This is a genomic window from Rhodococcus wratislaviensis, from assembly GCF_900455735.1.
Lineage (GTDB): Bacteria > Actinomycetota > Actinomycetes > Mycobacteriales > Mycobacteriaceae > Rhodococcus_F > Rhodococcus_F wratislaviensis.
Window position 1 is genome coordinate 64,045 of the sequence record NZ_UAUI01000024.1, and the last position, 17,028, is coordinate 81,072.

General features: G+C 68.4%; 15 protein-coding genes. 5 read left to right on the top strand and 10 right to left on the bottom strand.

The window, feature by feature from the left end; genetic code table 11:
* Positions 1 to 25: 25 nt before the first annotated feature.
* The 9 genes from DTA22_RS26000 to DTA22_RS26040 all read right to left on the bottom strand — a co-directional run bounded on the left by DTA22_RS26000 (position 26) and on the right by DTA22_RS26040 (position 9,866).
* Complete coding sequence (locus DTA22_RS26000) at positions 26 to 1,723, bottom strand: PHA/PHB synthase family protein (protein ID WP_112301400.1); 1,698 nt, start codon at positions 1,721 to 1,723, stop codon at positions 26 to 28.
* A gap of 16 nt (positions 1,724 to 1,739) precedes the next feature.
* Positions 1,740 to 3,311 carry a long-chain-fatty-acid--CoA ligase gene (locus tag DTA22_RS26005; protein WP_112301401.1) on the bottom strand — a complete coding sequence of 524 codons (1,572 nt, stop codon included), beginning with the start codon at positions 3,309 to 3,311 and terminating at the stop codon, positions 1,740 to 1,742.
* Between the two features lie 36 nt (positions 3,312 to 3,347).
* On the bottom strand, positions 3,348 to 3,995 hold the full coding sequence (locus tag DTA22_RS26010) for a CoA transferase subunit B (protein WP_112301402.1): 648 nt from the start codon (positions 3,993 to 3,995) through the stop codon (positions 3,348 to 3,350).
* Position 3,996: 1 nt separating this feature from the next.
* On the bottom strand, positions 3,997 to 4,755 hold the full coding sequence (locus tag DTA22_RS26015; protein WP_037238141.1) for a CoA transferase subunit A: 759 nt from the start codon (positions 4,753 to 4,755) through the stop codon (positions 3,997 to 3,999).
* Entirely contained in the window at positions 4,752 to 5,354 is a 603-nt protein-coding gene (locus DTA22_RS26020) for an RBBP9/YdeN family alpha/beta hydrolase (RefSeq protein WP_112301403.1), read from the bottom strand. The genes DTA22_RS26015 and DTA22_RS26020 overlap by 4 nt, the downstream gene beginning before the upstream one ends.
* A 27-nt stretch (positions 5,355 to 5,381) precedes the next feature.
* Positions 5,382 to 6,713, bottom strand: coding sequence for an MFS transporter (locus tag DTA22_RS26025; protein WP_112301404.1), 1,332 nt, complete (start codon positions 6,711 to 6,713; stop codon positions 5,382 to 5,384).
* A gap of 122 nt (positions 6,714 to 6,835) precedes the next feature.
* Positions 6,836 to 7,888 carry a beta-keto acid cleavage family enzyme gene (locus tag DTA22_RS26030; RefSeq protein ID WP_112301405.1) on the bottom strand — a complete coding sequence of 351 codons (1,053 nt, stop codon included), beginning with the start codon at positions 7,886 to 7,888 and terminating at the stop codon, positions 6,836 to 6,838.
* A 50-nt stretch (positions 7,889 to 7,938) separates the two neighbouring features.
* Positions 7,939 to 8,853 carry a TauD/TfdA dioxygenase family protein gene (locus DTA22_RS26035; RefSeq protein WP_112301406.1) on the bottom strand — a complete coding sequence of 305 codons (915 nt, stop codon included), beginning with the start codon at positions 8,851 to 8,853 and terminating at the stop codon, positions 7,939 to 7,941.
* Positions 8,854 to 8,891: 38 nt separating this feature from the next.
* On the bottom strand, positions 8,892 to 9,866 hold the full coding sequence (locus tag DTA22_RS26040) for a quinone oxidoreductase family protein (RefSeq protein WP_112301407.1): 975 nt from the start codon (positions 9,864 to 9,866) through the stop codon (positions 8,892 to 8,894).
* Between the two features lie 137 nt (positions 9,867 to 10,003).
* Between DTA22_RS26040 and DTA22_RS26045 the strand changes: the two genes are divergently transcribed.
* Positions 10,004 to 11,014 (top strand): AraC family transcriptional regulator, encoded by a 1,011-nt coding sequence (locus tag DTA22_RS26045; RefSeq protein ID WP_112301408.1) that lies wholly within the window; start codon positions 10,004 to 10,006, stop codon positions 11,012 to 11,014.
* Here the strand turns inward: DTA22_RS26045 and DTA22_RS26050 are convergent.
* Positions 10,990 to 11,577, bottom strand: coding sequence for a GNAT family N-acetyltransferase (locus DTA22_RS26050; RefSeq protein WP_112301409.1), 588 nt, complete (start codon positions 11,575 to 11,577; stop codon positions 10,990 to 10,992). The two genes, DTA22_RS26045 and DTA22_RS26050, sit on opposite strands and share 25 nt — an antisense overlap.
* 189 nt (positions 11,578 to 11,766) lie before the next feature.
* Here DTA22_RS26050 and DTA22_RS26055 point away from each other — a divergent pair, with 189 nt between their 5' ends.
* From DTA22_RS26055 to DTA22_RS26070, 4 genes are read left to right on the top strand one after another with little or no spacing between them, the layout of a single operon-like run.
* On the top strand, positions 11,767 to 13,128 hold the full coding sequence (locus DTA22_RS26055; protein WP_037238152.1) for an MFS transporter: 1,362 nt from the start codon (positions 11,767 to 11,769) through the stop codon (positions 13,126 to 13,128).
* Between the two features lie 49 nt (positions 13,129 to 13,177).
* Entirely contained in the window at positions 13,178 to 14,773 is a 1,596-nt protein-coding gene (locus DTA22_RS26060; RefSeq protein ID WP_112301410.1) for an aldehyde dehydrogenase (NADP(+)), read from the top strand.
* A gap of 25 nt (positions 14,774 to 14,798) precedes the next feature.
* The gene (locus DTA22_RS26065) at positions 14,799 to 15,734 is read left to right on the top strand and encodes a 5-dehydro-4-deoxyglucarate dehydratase (RefSeq protein WP_037238156.1); all 936 of its coding nucleotides are present in this window, start codon (positions 14,799 to 14,801) and stop codon (positions 15,732 to 15,734) included.
* Positions 15,734 to 17,005, top strand: coding sequence for a glucarate dehydratase family protein (locus tag DTA22_RS26070; protein ID WP_112301411.1), 1,272 nt, complete (start codon positions 15,734 to 15,736; stop codon positions 17,003 to 17,005). Before DTA22_RS26065 ends, DTA22_RS26070 begins: the two co-directional genes overlap by 1 nt.
* The last annotated feature ends 23 nt before the right edge of the window (positions 17,006 to 17,028 follow it).

A 17,028-nucleotide genomic window follows, 5' to 3' on the forward strand; every position in this document is an offset into this window, starting at 1 on the left:
GTCCCTCTGTGGTGTTTAGAGCGGGTCAGTTGTGGTGGACGTAGGTCCCCGGGGCGGGCCCGAGCGGGGGGAACTGCCGGGCGCCGAGGCTGCCGGGGGTGTCGATGTCGGGTCCGCTGCGCTCGGCCAGCCAGCGCGCGTAGTCGGGCCACCACGAGTCCGGTGCGGTCTCCGCTGCGGCAAGCCATTCGTCCGGAGTCTCCGGGACGGGCTGCCCGAATCGGAAGGACGCCCGTGGATTGCCCGGCGGGTTCACGAGTGAGGCGATGTGACCGTTCGACGACAGCACGAACCGGGAGTCCTTGCTGCCGAGGAGGCGAGCGCTCCGGTAGGTGGACTGCCACGGGCAGAGGTGGTCGGCGGAGCCGCCGACGACGTACGCGTCGGCGGTCACGGTGGCCAGGTCGACGGGTGTGCCGAGCATGGTCGCCGCGCCCGGCATCGTCAGCGCGTTGCGCAGGCCGAGCAAGACGAGATCGCGGTGCAGTGCCGCCGCCATGCGGGTGGTGTCCGAGTTCCAGAACAGCACGTCGAAGGCGGCGGGAGCCCGGCCCTGCACGTAGTTGTTCACCCAGTACCGCCAGACCAGGTCGGTCGGACGCAGCCAGGCGAACATCTCGGCGAGGGTGCGGCCGTCGAGATATCCCTTGGCGGCCGAGTCACGGATCGCGGCCGCGGCGGCGCGCTCGCTCATGACGGCCGCCGCGGTGCCGGCCCGAGTCTGGTCGAGCACGGTGACGGCCAGGGTGAGGCCGGCGATGCGGTCGCCCTCACCGATCTCGGTGAGATGCGCTGCGACCATCGCCGCGAGAATCCCGCCCGAGCAGGTGCCCAGGACGTGGGCGCTGTCGGTCCCGGCGATGCACTGCACCGTATCGAGCGCCTCCACGATCGCCGCGCCGTAGGTGTCGGCATCCCAGTCCCGGTGCCGGGCGTGGGGGTTGCGCCAGGAGATGGCGAAGACCTGCTGACCCTGCTGCAGGAGATACTCGATCAGGCTGCGGCCCGGTGCGATGTCGAGGATGTAGTACTTGTTGATGACGGGCGGGACGATCAACAGCGGTGTGGCGTGGACCTTTTCCGTCTGCGGCGTGTAGTGGATCAGTTCGAAGGTGCGGGTCTGCAGGACGACGGCGCCCTTCGTCGCAGCCACGTCCTCCCCGACGGCGAACGCGTCGGGCTCGACCATGGCGGGCACGCGCGGTTTCGACCGCAGGTCGCGGACGAGCGCGCGGACGCCGCGTGCCGCGCTGAGGCCGCCCGTGTCCACCATTGCCTTCCATCCCAGCGGGCTGAGCAGTGGATTGTTGGTGGGGGACAGGCCTTCGACGAGGTTGTCGAGGACGAACCGCATCCGCTCGTGGTCACGCCAGTCGAGTTCGGCGTCGTCGAGCAGGGCCGCAGCGGTGTGCGACGTCGCGAGGTACGCCTGCATCGCCCGGCGCAGGGCCGGATTCTGCTGCCACGCGGCGTCGCCGAAGCGCCTGTCCGCCTTCGCAGGAGAGCGGTCCGAGGTGCCGACGGCGATGGCGCCGAGTTCGCGGGCGAGGGCACCGCCGCGCCGGGCGAGGGTACCCGGGCGGCCGGCGAGGCTCCGCCCGAGACGGGTCCACGAGCTGTCGGGGAGCATGCGAGCTGCGACACCGCGGGTTCCGCTGGTGAGGAGAAGATCGAGGGGAGCGGTGAGCTCGTCGGGGACAGTCGGGAGGGGAGTGGTGCTCACACTGGTGCTTTCGGTATCAGAGGGCGGCCGGGGCGCGGCCGAGTTCGCGTTTGAGGATCTTGCCGGTGGCGGTCATCGGCAGGGTGGTGACGAATTCGACGCTGCGGGGGTACTTGTAGCTCGCCATCTGCTGCTTGGCCCAGGCGATCAACTCGTCCGGGGTGACCTGTGCGCCGGGCTCGAGGATGACGTACGCCTTGATCTCCTCGCCGTGACTGTCGTCGGGGACGCCGACGACGGCGGCCAGGGAGATGGCGTCGTGGCCGAGGAGGACTTCCTCGATCTCTCGGGGATACACGTTGAATCCGCCGCGCACGATCAGGTCCTTCGCCCGGTCGACGATGTAATAGAAGCCGTCGTCGTCGACGCGGGCGAGGTCACCGGTCCGGAACCAGCCGTCGCGCAGCACTTCCGCGGTGGCGTCCGGTCGGTTGTAGTACCCCTTCATGACGTTGTGGCCGCGCAACGCGATCTCGCCGATCTCACCGGACCCGGTGACGGTGTTCCAGTCCTTGTCGACGAGCCGGGCCTCGATTCCCCACACAGGGACGCCGATCGAACCGGGCCGGGGCTCGCCGCCGGGGTCGCTGAACGTCGCGAGTGGCGACGTCTCGGACAGTCCGTATCCCTCGAGGATCTGCACACCGAAGCGGTCGGCGAACCGGGTGAGGATCTCCACCGGCAGCGCGGCACCGCCGGAGATCGCGAGTCGCATGTTGCCGGCGATGCGATCGATGTCGGCGGGGTGTCCGTCGAGGGCGCCGAGCAGACCCCAGTACATGGTGGGCACGCCGGCGAAGACGGTGATGTTCTCCCGCTCGATGAGGTCGAGTGCGGCGGCGGCCTCGAACCGAGGCAGCAGCACCAGGGTCGCCCCCACCGAGATCCCGGCATTGAGGGTGACCGTCTGACCGAACGAGTGGAACAGCGGCAGCGTCACCAGATACCGGTCGTGGGTGGCGGGTGTGCTGTCGAAGAGGCGGTTGGCGGTCAGCGCGTTGAGCACCATGTTGGCGTGGGTGAGTTCGGCGCCCTTGGGTTTTCCGGTGGTCCCGCTCGTATACAGGATGACGGCGGTGTCACCGGGTTCGCGGACGATGGTCTCGGAAGCGGTGTTTTGCAGCGCCATCGCGTCGGCCAACGTGCCGATGCCGTCGATCGCGGCGGGAGCGTCCGGGTCGGCGGTGATGCGGAACATGCTGCGGCAGTGCGGGCTCTGCGCGAACGCGGAGCGCCCGTACTCGCCCATCGGCAGGTCGGGGGTGCCGTCGTAGCAGAAGTACGCCTTGGCGTCGGAATCTGTGAGGTGGTAGGCGATCTCGCGGTCCTTGAGGAGCACGTTGAGGGGCACGACCACGGCGCCGGCCTTGAGGATGCCGTAGTAGACGACGGGGAACTGGGGGATGTTGGGACAGGAGAGCGCGACCGTGTCGCCGGGTTCGATGCCGCACGACACCAGCAGGTTCGCGACCTGGTTCGACCGGGCGTCGAGGTCGGCGTAGGTCATCCGCTCGTCACCGAGAATCAGGGCGTCACGGTCGCCGAACCGGCGGGCGGAGTCTTCGAGGAGTACGGAGAGGTTGAGCACGGGACACTTTCTCGTGGTGGGAAGGTGGGAGAAGCGCTACGAGAGCGGCGCTGCGGTGGCGGCGCGGACCAGGTCTTCGGTGACCCCGGGCGCGCACTCGCGCAACACGAGACCGGAGTCGGTGACGTCGACGACGGCCAGGTTGGTGATGATCCGGTGCACGACGCGGCGGCCGGTGAGTGGCAGCGTGCAGCGTTCGACGATCTTCGGGGCACCGGACTTGTCGCAGTGCTCCATGAGCACGATGACCTTGCGGGCGCCGTGCACGAGGTCCATTGCGCCGCCCATGCCCTTGACCATCCGTCCCGGAACCATCCAGTTCGCGAGGTCGCCGGCCGCGGAGACCTGCATTCCGCCGAGGACGGCGGTGTCGATGTGGGCGCCGCGGATCATTCCGAAGCTGAGCGCCGAGTCGAAGAACGACGCGCCCGCGTTGACGGTGACCGTTTCCTTGCCGGCGTTGATCAGATCCGCGTCGACCGCATCCTCGTCCGGGTAGCGACCGGTGCCGAGGATCCCGTTTTCGCTGTGCAGCGTCACCTGAACCCCGGCGGGGAGGAAGCTCGGGATCAGCGTGGGCAGCCCGATGCCGAGGTTGACGTACTCGCCCGGCGACAGTTCCTCGGCGGCACGGGCCGCCATGTCCTCGCGCGTCCAGCCGATCGTCTCGACGATGGTCGTCATGTCAGTCCTTCCTCGCGGCGACGGTGCGCTTCTCGATGTGCTTGTCCTGAGTCCCGGTGTGGACGATCCGGTCGACGAAGATCCCCGGCAGGTGCACCCGCGCCGGGTCGAGCACCCCGGGTTCGACGAGCTGCTCGACCTGGGCGATGCAGATGCGGCCGGCCATCGCGGCGAGCGGGTTGAAGTTGCCCGCGGCCTTGGCGAACACGAGGTTGCCCTCGCTGTCCCCGATGAGGGCGTGGACGAGTGCGAAGTCGGCGGTGATCGATTCCTCGAGCACGTATTCGCGGCCGGCGAACTCGCGGATCTCCTTGGGCGGGGAGGCGACGGCCACCGATCCGTCGGGGGCGTACCGCCACGGCAGCCCGCCGTCGGAGACGGGCGTTCCGACCCCGGCGGGGGTGAAGAAGGCGGGGATCCCCGCACCGCCGGCACGCAGCTTCTCGGCCAGGGTTCCCTGCGGCGTCAGCTCGACCTCGAGCTCACCCGACAGGTATTGGCGCGCGAATTCCTTGTTCTCCCCGACGTATGACGCGGTGACGCGTCGAATCCGGTTGCGGGTGAGCAGGATCCCGAGCCCGCGTTCGTCGACCCCGCAGTTGTTGGAGAACACCTCCAGGTCGGTGGCGTCACCGTCGGCGATCGCGGCGATCAGCTCGTCCGGGATGCCGCACAAACCGAACCCGCCGACCGCCAGCGACGCACCGGACCCGATGTCCGCGACGGCGTCGGCGGCCGAACCGAAGACCTTGCGCGTCATCGGGCATCTGCGTTCGCGAGACCGGGGACGACCGTGCTCTCGATGAGGTCTCGGAGCAGTTCCTCGGCGTACGGCCAGTACCCGTAGCCTGCGGCCGGATTGAGGTGGCCGACGGCACCCAGGTCGACGAGCTTGCTGCCCCACGACTCGGCCATCCCGGCGACCCGACGGAATCGGGCCATCGGATCGTTCGTGCTGGCGGCGACGACGCTGGGGAACGGCAGCCGGCCCCGGGGGACGGGATCCCAGCCACCCTGCTCGAGTTCGCCGGGGGTGGGATACCCCGCGGGCAGTGGTTCCTCGAGGTCCGGTGGGGTGGCGAGCAGGGCGCCCTGGATCGGGCGGGTGGACTGCTGGGCCCAGTGGACGGTGATCGCCACTCCCGCACTGTGGGCGACCAGCACGACCGGGCCGTCGATGTCGGCGAGGACGGCGTCGAGTGCGGCGACCCGGGCCGCGAGGCTGAGCTTGTCCTGTTCGAGCGGCGGCACCGTCCGCACGGTGTCGAGTCGCTCGGCGAGCAGCGTCTGCCAGTGGTCGGCGACGTGGTCGCGCAGTCCGGGCACGATCACCACGGTCGGTGAGGTGGAAGTGGTCACGGTCGACTCCAGTTCTTCGGAGGTGGATCAGGCGGGTGCGGCGGTGAGGGCGGCGAGCTTGCGGCGTCCGGCCGGGTAGGCGCGTCTGCCGAGGACGAGGGCGATGATCGCGACGATGTAGATCAGGGGCGCGATCTGCAATGCGGTGACGAGGCCGAAGCGGTCGGCCAGCACCCCGACGACGAAGGGTCCCAGTGCCAGTCCGAGGAGATTGTTGGCCAGGGTGAGGGTGCCGAAGGCCGAGGCGCGCACCGACGAGTGGGTGAGGTTCGCGACCATCGCGGCGATGGGGCCGGACGAGCCGGCGGAGAAGAAGGCACCGATACCGATCAGGACCAGTTGGGGCGTGCCGGTCGGCAACTGGAATCCGGCGCCGAGGAAGACGAGGGAGATCACGCCGAAGACCACCGCGGTGGTCCATTTCCGTGCGGGATCGTTGCGGCTCACGCGGTCGGTGATGATGCCGCACACCACCATGCCGCTGCCGACGAGGAGGACGAAGATCGACGCCATCGCACCGGCCTTGTCGAGTGCGAGGCCGTAGGACCGGTTGAAGAAACTCGGCAGCCACGCGAGCAGGACACCGGCAGTGAACATCTGGAGACCACCACCGATGTAGGCGAACACGACGGCGGGGGTGGTGAACAGGCTCGAGATCGGCGCCCGGAATCCGGCGGGGCCGGGTGCGTCGGCCGGGTCGTCGTCGGCTGCATGCTGAGCAAGTTTGCGTTCGGAGACCAGAGCCCGGAACAGGGCGACGAGCATGAGCCCGAAGACGGCCATCGCGGCGAACGACCAGCGCCAGCCGAGGTTGACAGCGATCACGCCGCCGAGGGCGACGCCGATCACGGACCCGAACGATCCGCCGCCCATGAAGGCGCCGCTGAGCGTGGAGTGCACTCGCGGGGCGAACACGCTGAGAACCACCGCGATGCCGACGCTGCCGTAGGCGGCTTCACCCACGCCGACCAGGAAGCGGGCCCCGAGCATCTGCTCGTAGCTGCTCGCTACCGCGCAGAGCAGTGTGGCGATGCTCCAGAGCACGGCCATCAGGACGAGGCTCTTCACGCGACCCCACCGGTCGGCGAGCAGCGACAGCGGGAGGGTCAGCAGTCCGACCATCAGCGCGACGACGCTGCTGAGCGACGCCAGCTGGGAATCTGTCAGCGTCCATTCGGTTTTGAGGAGCGGGAATACGGCGCTGAGGACTTGCCGGGACATGTAGTCCGACAGCAGCAGACCGAAGGTGAGTGCGAAGACGATCCACGGGTAGAACCGGGACCGGGAGGCCGGGGCGGTGTTCCCGGTGGTGGCATTAGGGGTGGTGGTGTTCAGGGCGGTGGTGGCAGGCAGTCCCATGAGGCCTCCTATGGCCGTCAGGAGTGATAAAGGGTGGGGGAGAGAGCCGGCCGTGCTCGTGCGAGCAGCGGTCTTCCCGGCTCTCTCCCCGGTCGTGACCGAGATCCCCCAGGCGCCGGAACTCAGGCGTGGTGGGTGAAGCCCACCTGGCCGGGACGGCGGTTGGGCGCGTAGCCGAGCTTGGCGAGGGTCTCGTCGGCATCGGCATAGGTCTGGCCGATCCGGTAGATGTCGCGGGCCTCCTTGCCGGTGGCCACCTCGCGACCCAGTTCACCCGCGACGCGGACCAACTGCTCGACCTGCTGGACGGAGGTCATCTTCTCGCCCTTGCGTCCCCAGATGGTGTCTTCGTTACCGCACCTGGGGTGCAGGCCCATCGCGATCGCCATCGCGTTGACCGGCAGCACGCTACGCATCAGGGTCTCGAGGGTCAGGCAGGCACCGTCCGGGACTCGCTGGATGAAGTTCATGATGTTGTACGGATTGGGGCCGTCGAAGCCACCGCCGATGCCGACCCAGGTCAGGTTGAGCGGACCGGTGTAGATCCCGCGCCGGATGAGCCGCTCGACGGTCTCGAGCTGGGGGATGCTCGAGAGCTGGAAGTGCGGCTGAATTCCGGCCGCCTGCAGGCGACGCAGATGCTCCTCGACCCACGCCGGGCCTGCGGGTACCGTCATCTCCCGGTACGCCTCGGCGAGCTCGGGCCGCTCCATCGAGGTGCCGGCGATGTCGTCGGCGGTCATGAGTTCCATGATGTTCATCTGAGAGGTGTTGATCGCGATCGTCACCTGGTCGGGTGCGGGATCGAGGTCGGCCAGCATGTGCCGGGTGTCGTCCGAGAGCCACTTCGCATCAGCCCCTTCGCCTTCGGGTGCGAAGGAGATCGATCCGCCGACCTGCAGGATCATGTCCGGCACCGCCTGGCGCAGTCCGGCGAGCAACTCGTTGAACTTCGAGAGCCGCTTGGAGCCCTTGCCGTCGAGCTCACGGACGTGGATGTGCAGGACGGTGGCGCCGGCCTCGTAGCAGTCGACCGCCTTCTGGACGTGGTCGTCCATCGTCAGCGGCAGGTCTTCGCGGAAGTCGTCCGGCTCCCACTCGGGGCCGTACGGGGCACAGGTGATGACCAGCTTCTCCTGGGTCTCGGGGAAGAGGGCGTCGTCGTGGAAGTGCATGGGTGTTCTCCGTTCGAAATCGGATCTGATGAATTGGGGCAGTGAGAAATTCAGAAGGGCCGGTCGCCGATGATGCCGGCGCGCTCCATCTTGCGGACGGCGGGCCAGTAGTCCTGGACCGCATAGTGCTGGGTGGACCGGTTGTCCCAGATCGCGACGCTGTTCTTCGTCCAACGCCACCGCACCTGGTACTCGGGAATCGCCGCCTGGCTGATCAGGTAGTTGAGCAGGTTGCTGCTGCCGGGTGCGTAGTCGATGCCGTACCGGATGTGCTCGGGGGTGTGGTAGTTGACGAAGTGGGTCGCGAATGCGTTGACGAACAAGATCTTTTCGCCGGTCTCGGGGTGCGTGCGCACCACGGGGTGCTCGGCGTCGGGGAACCTCTCGTGCAGCGCGTGCCGCTGTTCCGGCGGCTGCGCGGCACCGAACGAAGCCTCGATGCTGTGCCGGGCGCGCAGTCCGTCGATCTGCTTCTTCACCGCGTCGGGAAGCTTCGCGTAGGCCAGGGCCATGTTCACCCAGATGGTGTCGCCGCCGATCGGCGGCGTCTCCACGCAGCGGAGCACGCAGCCCATGGGCGGGTTCTCCCGCCAGGTGGCGTCGCAGTGAAAGGCGTTCTCGTAGTGCTCGGCCGGGCTGTCGAGGTCCTTGTAGATTTGCACCAGCCCCGGGTGGTCGGGGTCGCTCCCCACGGCGGGGTGGTCCTCGAGCGGGCCGAACCGCTCGGCCAGCGCCACGTGCTCGGCGCGGGACATGTCCTGGTCGCGGAGGAACAAAACCTTGTACTCGAGCAGCAGTTCCCGCAGTTCGGCGAACAGGGCGTCGTCGCGGGCGGCGTCGCCGAGGTTCACGTCGAACAGTTCGGCGCCGATCGAGCAGGTGAGCGGTGCGAACCGGAAGGACCCGGAAGGGGAGAGGATCGTGTGCGGTTCGGGCGAGTGGGTCAGTTGCGCGGTGTCGGTCATGGTGGTGTCTCCGTCGTGGTGAATGTGGTGGCGCGCTGTCAGAGTCGGAACACGGAGGAGCCGATGCTGCGGCCGGATTCGAGATCGTGGTGCGCCTGGACGGCGTCCTCGAGCCCGTAACTCTGGTTGATCTCGATCCGGATCCGGCGGGCTTCGACGTGTCCGAAGAGTTCACCGGCGAGTTCGGCGCGCTCCGCCGGGTCGGCGATGTAGTCGGCGAGCGCGGGGCGGGTGACGAACAGCGAACCCTTGACCGCCAATTGCATTGCGTTGATCGGCGGAATCGGTCCGGAGGCCGTTCCGAAGCACACCAGCAGACCGCGCCGGGCGAGGCAGTCGAGCGAGGTCTGGAAGGTGGACTCGCCGATGCTGTCGTACACGACCGGAACGCCGGCGCCGTCGGTGATCTCGCGAACCCGCTCGGCGACGTTCTCCCGGGTGTAGACGATCACGTGCTCACACCCGTGGGCGCGGGCGATCGCGGCCTTCTCGTCGGTGGACACGGTGCCGATCACGTTGATGCCCAGCAATTTTGCCCACTGCGTGAAGATCAGGCCGACACCGCCGGCCGCCGCGTGCAGGAGCACGGTGTCGCCCGCCTTCAGCGGGTAAATGCGCCGCAGCAGGTAGGCCGTGGTCAGACCGCGCATCGTCATCGCGGCCGCGGTGTCGAAGCGGATCGCTTCGGGCAACGGGATCAGCGATGCGGCCGGCATCACGCGTTCGGTGCTGTAGGCGCCGAGGGGGCTGCCTGTATAGGTGACGCGGTCACCGACCTGCACGTGGGTCACGCCGGAACCGACCTCTTCGACGACGCCTGCTGCCTCCACGCCCATGCCCGCGGGCAACTCGGCCGGGTACAGGCCGGTGCGGAAGTAGGTGTCGGCGAAGTTCAATCCGACGGCCTCGTGCCGGATCCGGACACCGTGGGGGCCGGGCTCCCCGACCTCGACGGTCTCCCACTTCATGACCTCGGGGGCGCCGTGCTCGTAGAACCGAACCGCTTGTGCCACAGTACTTCTCCTCTTCGATGTGATGACCGCCGCGCCGGTCCCTTGCTGTGATGCACCTAACAGTAGGGCCGCGATCGGGCGGCTGCTTATCCCTTCGTGACAGGCGGCGTATCATTTCGGGACATGTCGGAGGCGGTATGAAACCCCTTGCGCGGTATGCGTCGCTGAACGGGTACGTAGAGCTGTGCCGGTCGCTCGGACTCGAGCCGGCACCGCTGCTGCGCTCGGCCGGTCTGGACCTCTCCGGACTCGGCCTGCAGGACCGCTGGATTCCGGCCGCGTCGATCGCGCGGTTGCTCGAGCAGTCGGCCGGCGCATCCGGGTACGAGGACTTCGGGCTGCGCCTTGCCGAGCGCAGGCAGTTCTCCAACCTCGGCCCTCTCAGCCTCGTCGTGCGCGAGGAGCCCGACGTTCGCAGTGCGCTGCGCGTCCTCACCCGTTACGAGCACACGTACAACGAGGCGCTGCGGACACGGATGTCGGAGCGCGGCGGGCTGGTGACTGTGCGCGTCGAACTGGACGTGGGGGAGACGACCGAGACCCGGCAGTCGGTGGAACTGGCGGTCGGGGTGCTGCACCGGCTGCTGCGCGGGTTCCTCGGTGGCGGCTGGAAGCCACTCGACGTCTGCTTCCCTCATCCGGCTCCGGCAGACACGGCGACCCACCGGCGTCTGTTCGGGCCGGTCGCGACTTTCGAGAACGAGTTCGCGGGCATCGTCATCGAGGCCGGCGACCTGGACGCGCCGAACAAGATGTCCGATCCATTACTCCGTCCCTACACCCAGCAACTCCTCGAATCCTGGGAGCCGTCGGACGACGTGACGATCGTGAGCCGGGTCCGCGAGCTGATCGAGCTGCTGTTGCCGACCGGACGGTGTTCCGTCGAGCAGGTGGCCCGCAGTCTGGGAGTCGACCGCAGAACGGTGCACCGCCGCCTCGCCGAGAGCGGGGAGACGTTCTCGACGGTCCTGGACGCGACCCGCGCCGAACTCGCCGAACGGATGGTCGCGAACCCCCGGCTGAGTCTCACCGAGATCGCGGACATGCTGGCGTTCTCGGCGCCGAGCAACTTCTCACGCTGGTTCAGCGGCCGGTTCGGGTGCAGCCCGAGCCGCTGGAGAGCTCAGCGGGCGGGCGACACCGGCTGAATCGGCCCGCTCTCGTCCAGATCGAGCCTGCTGATGTAGTGGGCGCCGTCGTCGATCGGATTGTCCGGTGGGAGGTAGCCCTCGCCGACGCGGCGGAATCCGGCCTTCTCGAGTGCGCGCCACGACGCCCGGTTGGGGGCGACGACGGGGACGACGATCGCGGTGGCGTCAGGTAGGTCGGCCCGGCACTTGGCCACGAAAGCGCTGATCATCGCGGTTCCCAGCCCCTGGCCGGTGTGCTGCGCGTCGCCGACGTAATAGTCGATCGAGATGCTCCCCGGTGGGATCTCGACGAGGGCCGTGAGGAGCGCGAGGTCCTCGGGATAGTCGGCGATCCGGTACCGCTGGATGAATCCGAACGGCAGGCCGCCGCGCAGGACGAGGAAGTCCTCGCAGGGCTCGGTGCCGTCGATGCTGCCGCCGAAATCGCGCTCGATGTCGGCGTCCGCGGTGTCGTGGTTCCAGAACCGCGCGACGTGCGGTTCGCGGAGCCATTTTTGCAGTTGAGGGAAGAATTCACGGGTCGTGCGGACGAACTCGAAGGTGACTGCGTCAGCGCTCACGACAGGGAAACTAGCAGAAGCCCCGTCGATTCAACTTCAGCATCGATAACGAGAATCTTTGACTTGGACATGTATCGAACATGCCTCTAGCGTGATTCCTATGACTCAGGTCACGCCTGGTAGCCGGGCGTGATCGGAGTCCTCCAACGTTCCCCGCACCACCAGCGCCAGCACAGAGAGGAGTCACCGATGACCCTCCCCCTCGCCGTTTCCCCGGCGGTCGACAGCGCGGTCTCCAAGATCTTCCGTCGCGTCGTTCCGCTGTTCATCGTCATGCTCATCTGCAATCAGCTCAACAGATCCAACATCGGTTACGCGCAGACGCATCTCGAGGCGGACGTGGGCATCGGCGCTGCGGCGTACGGCTTCGGTGCGGGTGTTTTCTTCATCGCCTATGCGATCTTCGAACTGCCGTCGAACGTGCTCATGGAGAAGTTCGGCGCCAAGGTGTGGCTCACCCGCATCATGATCTCGTGGGGCCTGGTGTCCGCCGCGATGGCGTTCGTCAACGGCCCGGAGATGTTCTACGCCCTCCGATTCCTCCTCGGTGTCGCGGAGGCCGGCTTCTTCCCGGCCATCATCTTCTACTTCACCCGCTGGCTACCGAACAACCATCGCAGCCGCGCCACGGCACTGTTCATCGCCGGGTCCTCCATCGCGGCCGCCATCTCGGGACCGCTGTCCGGACCGCTGCTGTCCCTCGACGGACTCGGTGGGCACCACGGCTGGCAGTGGATGTTCGCGCTGGAGGGTCTGCTGTCGGTGGTCGTCGGTTGCTTCGCCTACCGCCTGCTCGACTCGAAGATCGACGACGCGAAGTGGCTCACCGGCGCGGAGAAGCACGACCTGCAGGCCGTCATCGCCGAGGAGGACGTGCTGCGCAGTGAGGCGTCCGCGAAGCGCGGCGAGTCGGGTTCGCGCTGGAAGCTGCTCCTGCAGCCGCGGATCCTGGTGTGCTGCGGAATCTTCTTCGCGATCACCATGGCGATCTACGCCAACACGTTCTGGTTGCCGTCGATCATCCGGCGCATCCCGGGCACCACCGACATCACCGTCGGGCTGCTCTCCTCGCTGCCGTGGATCTGCGCGATCTTCGCGATGTACTTCTCCAACCGCTCCGCCGACCGCACCGGACGGCACAAGCCCTACCTCGTCGCCGCGCTGCTCATCGGCGGTATCGGCACGATGGCCGCCGCGTTCGTCACGCCCTGGCTCGCGCTTCCGCTGCTGTGCGTCGCGACGATGGGATTCAAGAGCGCGAGCCCGCTCTTCTGGTCGATTCCGCAGCGCACGCTCCACCCGATGGTGCTGGCGCCGGCGATCGCGATCATCAACTCGCTGGGCAACCTGGGTGGCTTCGTGGCCCCGTTCGGCTTCGGGGTGATCAAGGAGCAGACCGGCACGGTGACGATGGGCCTGGTCGTGCTGTCGCTCTTCGCCCTGGCCGCGGCCGCGGCGGTGACGTACTTCCGGCGAGACAAGGAAGACATCGACGACGTCGCGGACCTGGCAGAGGTGGGCTCCGACGAGACCGCCGTGGCAGCCAAGTGACCTCTCACCGGCACAGACGAAACGCAGACGAGAACTCGAGGACTGAATCATGACAGCAACGGTGAACCGGACCGACGTGACCGGACAGATGATCATCGCAGGGAAGCCCGTCCAGGGTTCCGGCACGACGATCCACGGCATCGACCCCACCACCGACGGACGGCTGGAACCGGGCTTCGCGCACGGTGACGAACGGGACGTCGACGCCGCCTGCGCCGCCGCCGACGAGGCGTTCGCGCCGTTCCGCGCCACGAGCAGCGAGAAGCGCGCCCAGTTCCTCGAGGCGATCGCCGACAACATCGAGGCCCTCGGCGAGACGCTCATCGCACGGGCGTGCGCCGAATCCGGACTTCCCCAGGGCCGCATCACCGGTGAGGTGGGCCGCACGTCCGGACAGCTGCGGCTGTTCGCCGGCGTCCTGCGGGACGGCGGCTGGAACGGTGCCCGGATCGATCCCGCGATGCCCGACCGGACGCCTCTGCCCCGTGCCGACATCCGCCAGCGGAAGGTGCCGCTCGGACCCGTCGCGGTGTTCGGCGCGAGCAACTTCCCCCTTGCCTTCTCCGTGGCCGGCGGCGACACCGCGTCCGCGCTGGCTGCGGGCTGCCCGGTCGTCGTGAAGGCCCACGACGCGCACCCCGGCACCTCCGAACTCGTCGGCCGTGCCATCGCCGACGCCGTCGCGAGCACCGGCATGCCCGCGGGCACGTTCTCCCTGCTGTTCGGCTCGGGCCGCGGGCTCGGCACCGCACTCGTCACCGACCCGCGCATCAAGGCCGTCGGATTCACCGGATCCCGTTCCGGTGGAACCGCTCTGGTCGCCGCGGCCGCCGGGCGTCCGGAACCCATCCCGGTGTACGCCGAGATGAGTTCGATCAACCCGGTGTTCGTGCTCGAGAACGCACTCGCCACCCGCGGCGCCGACCTCGGCCGCGCGTTCGTCGGGTCCCTGACGCTCGGATCCGGCCAGTTCTGCACCAACCCCGGTCTCGTCATCGCCGTCGACGGTCCCGGCCTCGCCGAGTTCGTTGCGGCCGCGAATGCCGCGGTCGCCGAGGCGGTGCCGACGCCGATGCTCACCCCGGTCATCGCCGGCTCCTACGCCGACGGGGTTGCCGCACTCGAGGGCGCGGCCACCGTGGAGGCCCGCGGCGTCGAGTCCGACGCCCCCAATTCGTGCCGTGCCGCCCTGTTCAGCAGCGACGCCGACACGTTCCTGGGATCGGAGGTGTTGCAGCAGGAGGTGTTCGGCTCGTCCAGCCTGATCGTCAAGTGCCGCGACGCCGAGCAGGTGCGTGCCGTGGCGGCGCAGTTGGAAGGCCAGTTGACCGCGACGGTCCATGTCGACGACGCCGATCTCGACGAGGCCGGACGACTGCTGCCCGTCCTCGAGCTCAAGGCCGGCCGGATCCTGTTCAACGGCTGGCCCACCGGGGTCGAGGTCGGCCACGCGATGGTGCACGGCGGCCCGCACCCCGCGACCTCCGACTCGCGCACCACGTCCGTGGGCTCGCTGGCGATCGAACGTTTCCTGCGTCCCGTTGCCTACCAGGATGTTCCGAGTTCGCTGCTCCCCGCCGCCATCGCCGACGGCAACCCCGACCAGTTGTGGCGTCGCATCGACGGCCGACTCACTCAAGCCTGATTTTCCCTTCGTGAAGGAGTTCCCCATGCTCGACGGCGTCCTGTTCTTCCCCGTCACACCGTTCACCGCATCCGGCGACGTCGACTACGACCGGCTCGCCGAGCACGTCGCCAAGGGTGTCGACGCCGGCCCCGGAGGCGTCTTCATCGCCTGCGGCACCGGCGAATTCCACGCCCTCGGGCTGGAGGAGTTCGGCAAGATCGTCGCCAAGGCGACCGAGATCGTCGCCGGACGTGTCCCCGTGTTCGCCGGGGCGGGCGGCTCGGTGCAGCAGGCCAAGGAGTTCGCCGCCAGCGCGAAGGCCAACGGCGCCGACGGCATCCTGCTGCTCCCGCCGTACCTGGTGACGATGCCGCAGGCCGGACTGGTGGAGTACACCCGCGCGGTCGCCGACACCACCGACCTCCCGCTCGTCGTGTACAACCGCGGCAACGCCCGGTTCGACGAGGCGGCCGCCGTGGAGGTGGCGCAGTTCCCGACCGTCGTCGGGTTCAAGGACGGCACCGGTGATCTCGACAAGGTGGGCCGCATCGTCCGTGCGGTGAAGGACGCGCTCGCCCCGTCCGGCAAGCCGTTCCTGTTCTTCAACGGCATGCCCACCGCCGAGGTCACCCAGCAGGCGTACCGCGCGATCGGTGTCACGCTGTACTCGTCCGCGACGTTCGCGTTCGCGCCCGAACTCGCTCTCGGGTTCTACGACGCGCTCGAATCCGGCAACGAGGAACTCACCGCCGCGCTGCTCCGCGACTTCTTCCACCCCCTGGTGCGCCTGCGTGACCAGGTGCCCGGATACGCGGTGTCGCTGATCAAGTCGGGGGTCGCGATGGAAGGCATCGACGCCGGGTCGGTGCGGCCGCCGCTCGTGCCGACGAGTGAGGCCCATGTGCGGGAGCTCGCGCAGATCACCGCAGCCGGCCGCGCCGTTCTCGCCGACGCCCTCGCCGTGCAGGCGGCGGTCTGATGGCTGCCGCACCCATCCGGATCACCGGCGCACGGATCACGCCCGTCGCGTTCGTCGACCCGCCGCTCCTCAACACCGTCGGTGTGCACCAGCCCTACGCGCTGCGCGCGATCATCCAGCTCGACACGGACGGTGGCCTCGTCGGACTCGGTGAAACCTACGCCGACACCGCCCACCTCATCCGGCTCGAAGCGGCCGCCGAAGCGATCGTCGGGCTGGACGTGTTCGCGCTCAACGCGATCCGCGCGGCGATCGACGAGAAGATCGCCACCCTGACCGTCACGGGCGGTGACGGTGTCGCGGGCATGATCACCACGGCCAGCACCACCGACCGCGTGTTCTCCCCGTTCGAGGTGGCGTGCCTCGACGTGCAGGGCAAGGCCCTCGGCCGGCCGGTGTCCGATCTGCTCGGCGGCAAGGTGCGCGACGCCGTTCCGTTCAGCGCCTACCTGTTCTACAAGTGGGCCGGGCACCCCGGCGCCGAGCAGGACGAGTGGGGCGAGGCGATCGACCCCGACGGTCTGGTCCGTCAGGCGCAGAAGATGATCGGCGAGTACGGCTTCGAGGCCATCAAGGTCAAGGGTGGCGTGTTCTCACCCGACGAGGAGATCGCCGGCATCAAGGCGCTGCGTGCCGCGTTCCCCGACCTGCCGCTGCGCCTCGACCCCAACGCCGCATGGACCGTCGACACGTCGATCAGGGTCGCGTCGGAACTCGACGGCATCGTCGAATACCTCGAGGACCCGACGCCGGGCCTCGACGGCATGGCCGAGGTCGCACGGGAGGCGAAGATGCCGCTGGCCACGAACATGTGCGTCGTCGCGTTCGATCAGCTCCAGCCCGCCGTGCTGAAGGATTCCGTCCAGGTCGTGCTGTCGGATCACCACTACTGGGGCGGCCTGCAGCGGTCACGGTTGCTCGCCGGTATCTGCGACACCTTCGGTCTGGGGCTGTCGATGCACTCCAACTCGCACCTGGGCATCAGCCTGGCCGCGATGGTGCACCTCGCCGGCGCCACCCCGAACCTCACGTACGCGTGTGACACGCACTGGCCGTGGAAGACCGAGGACGTCGTCGAGCCGGGTGTGCTGAAGTTCGTCGACGGCGCGGTCCCGGTGCCGACGACGCCGGGACTCGGTGTCGAGATCGACGAGGACGCCCTCGCCGCCCTGCACCAGCAGTACCTCGACTGCGGGGTGCGCGACCGCGACGACACCGGATACATGAAGTCGGTGGACCCGACGTTCGAGAACACCTGCCCTCGCTGGTAGCTGTCTCACGGAAGGCGCCGACC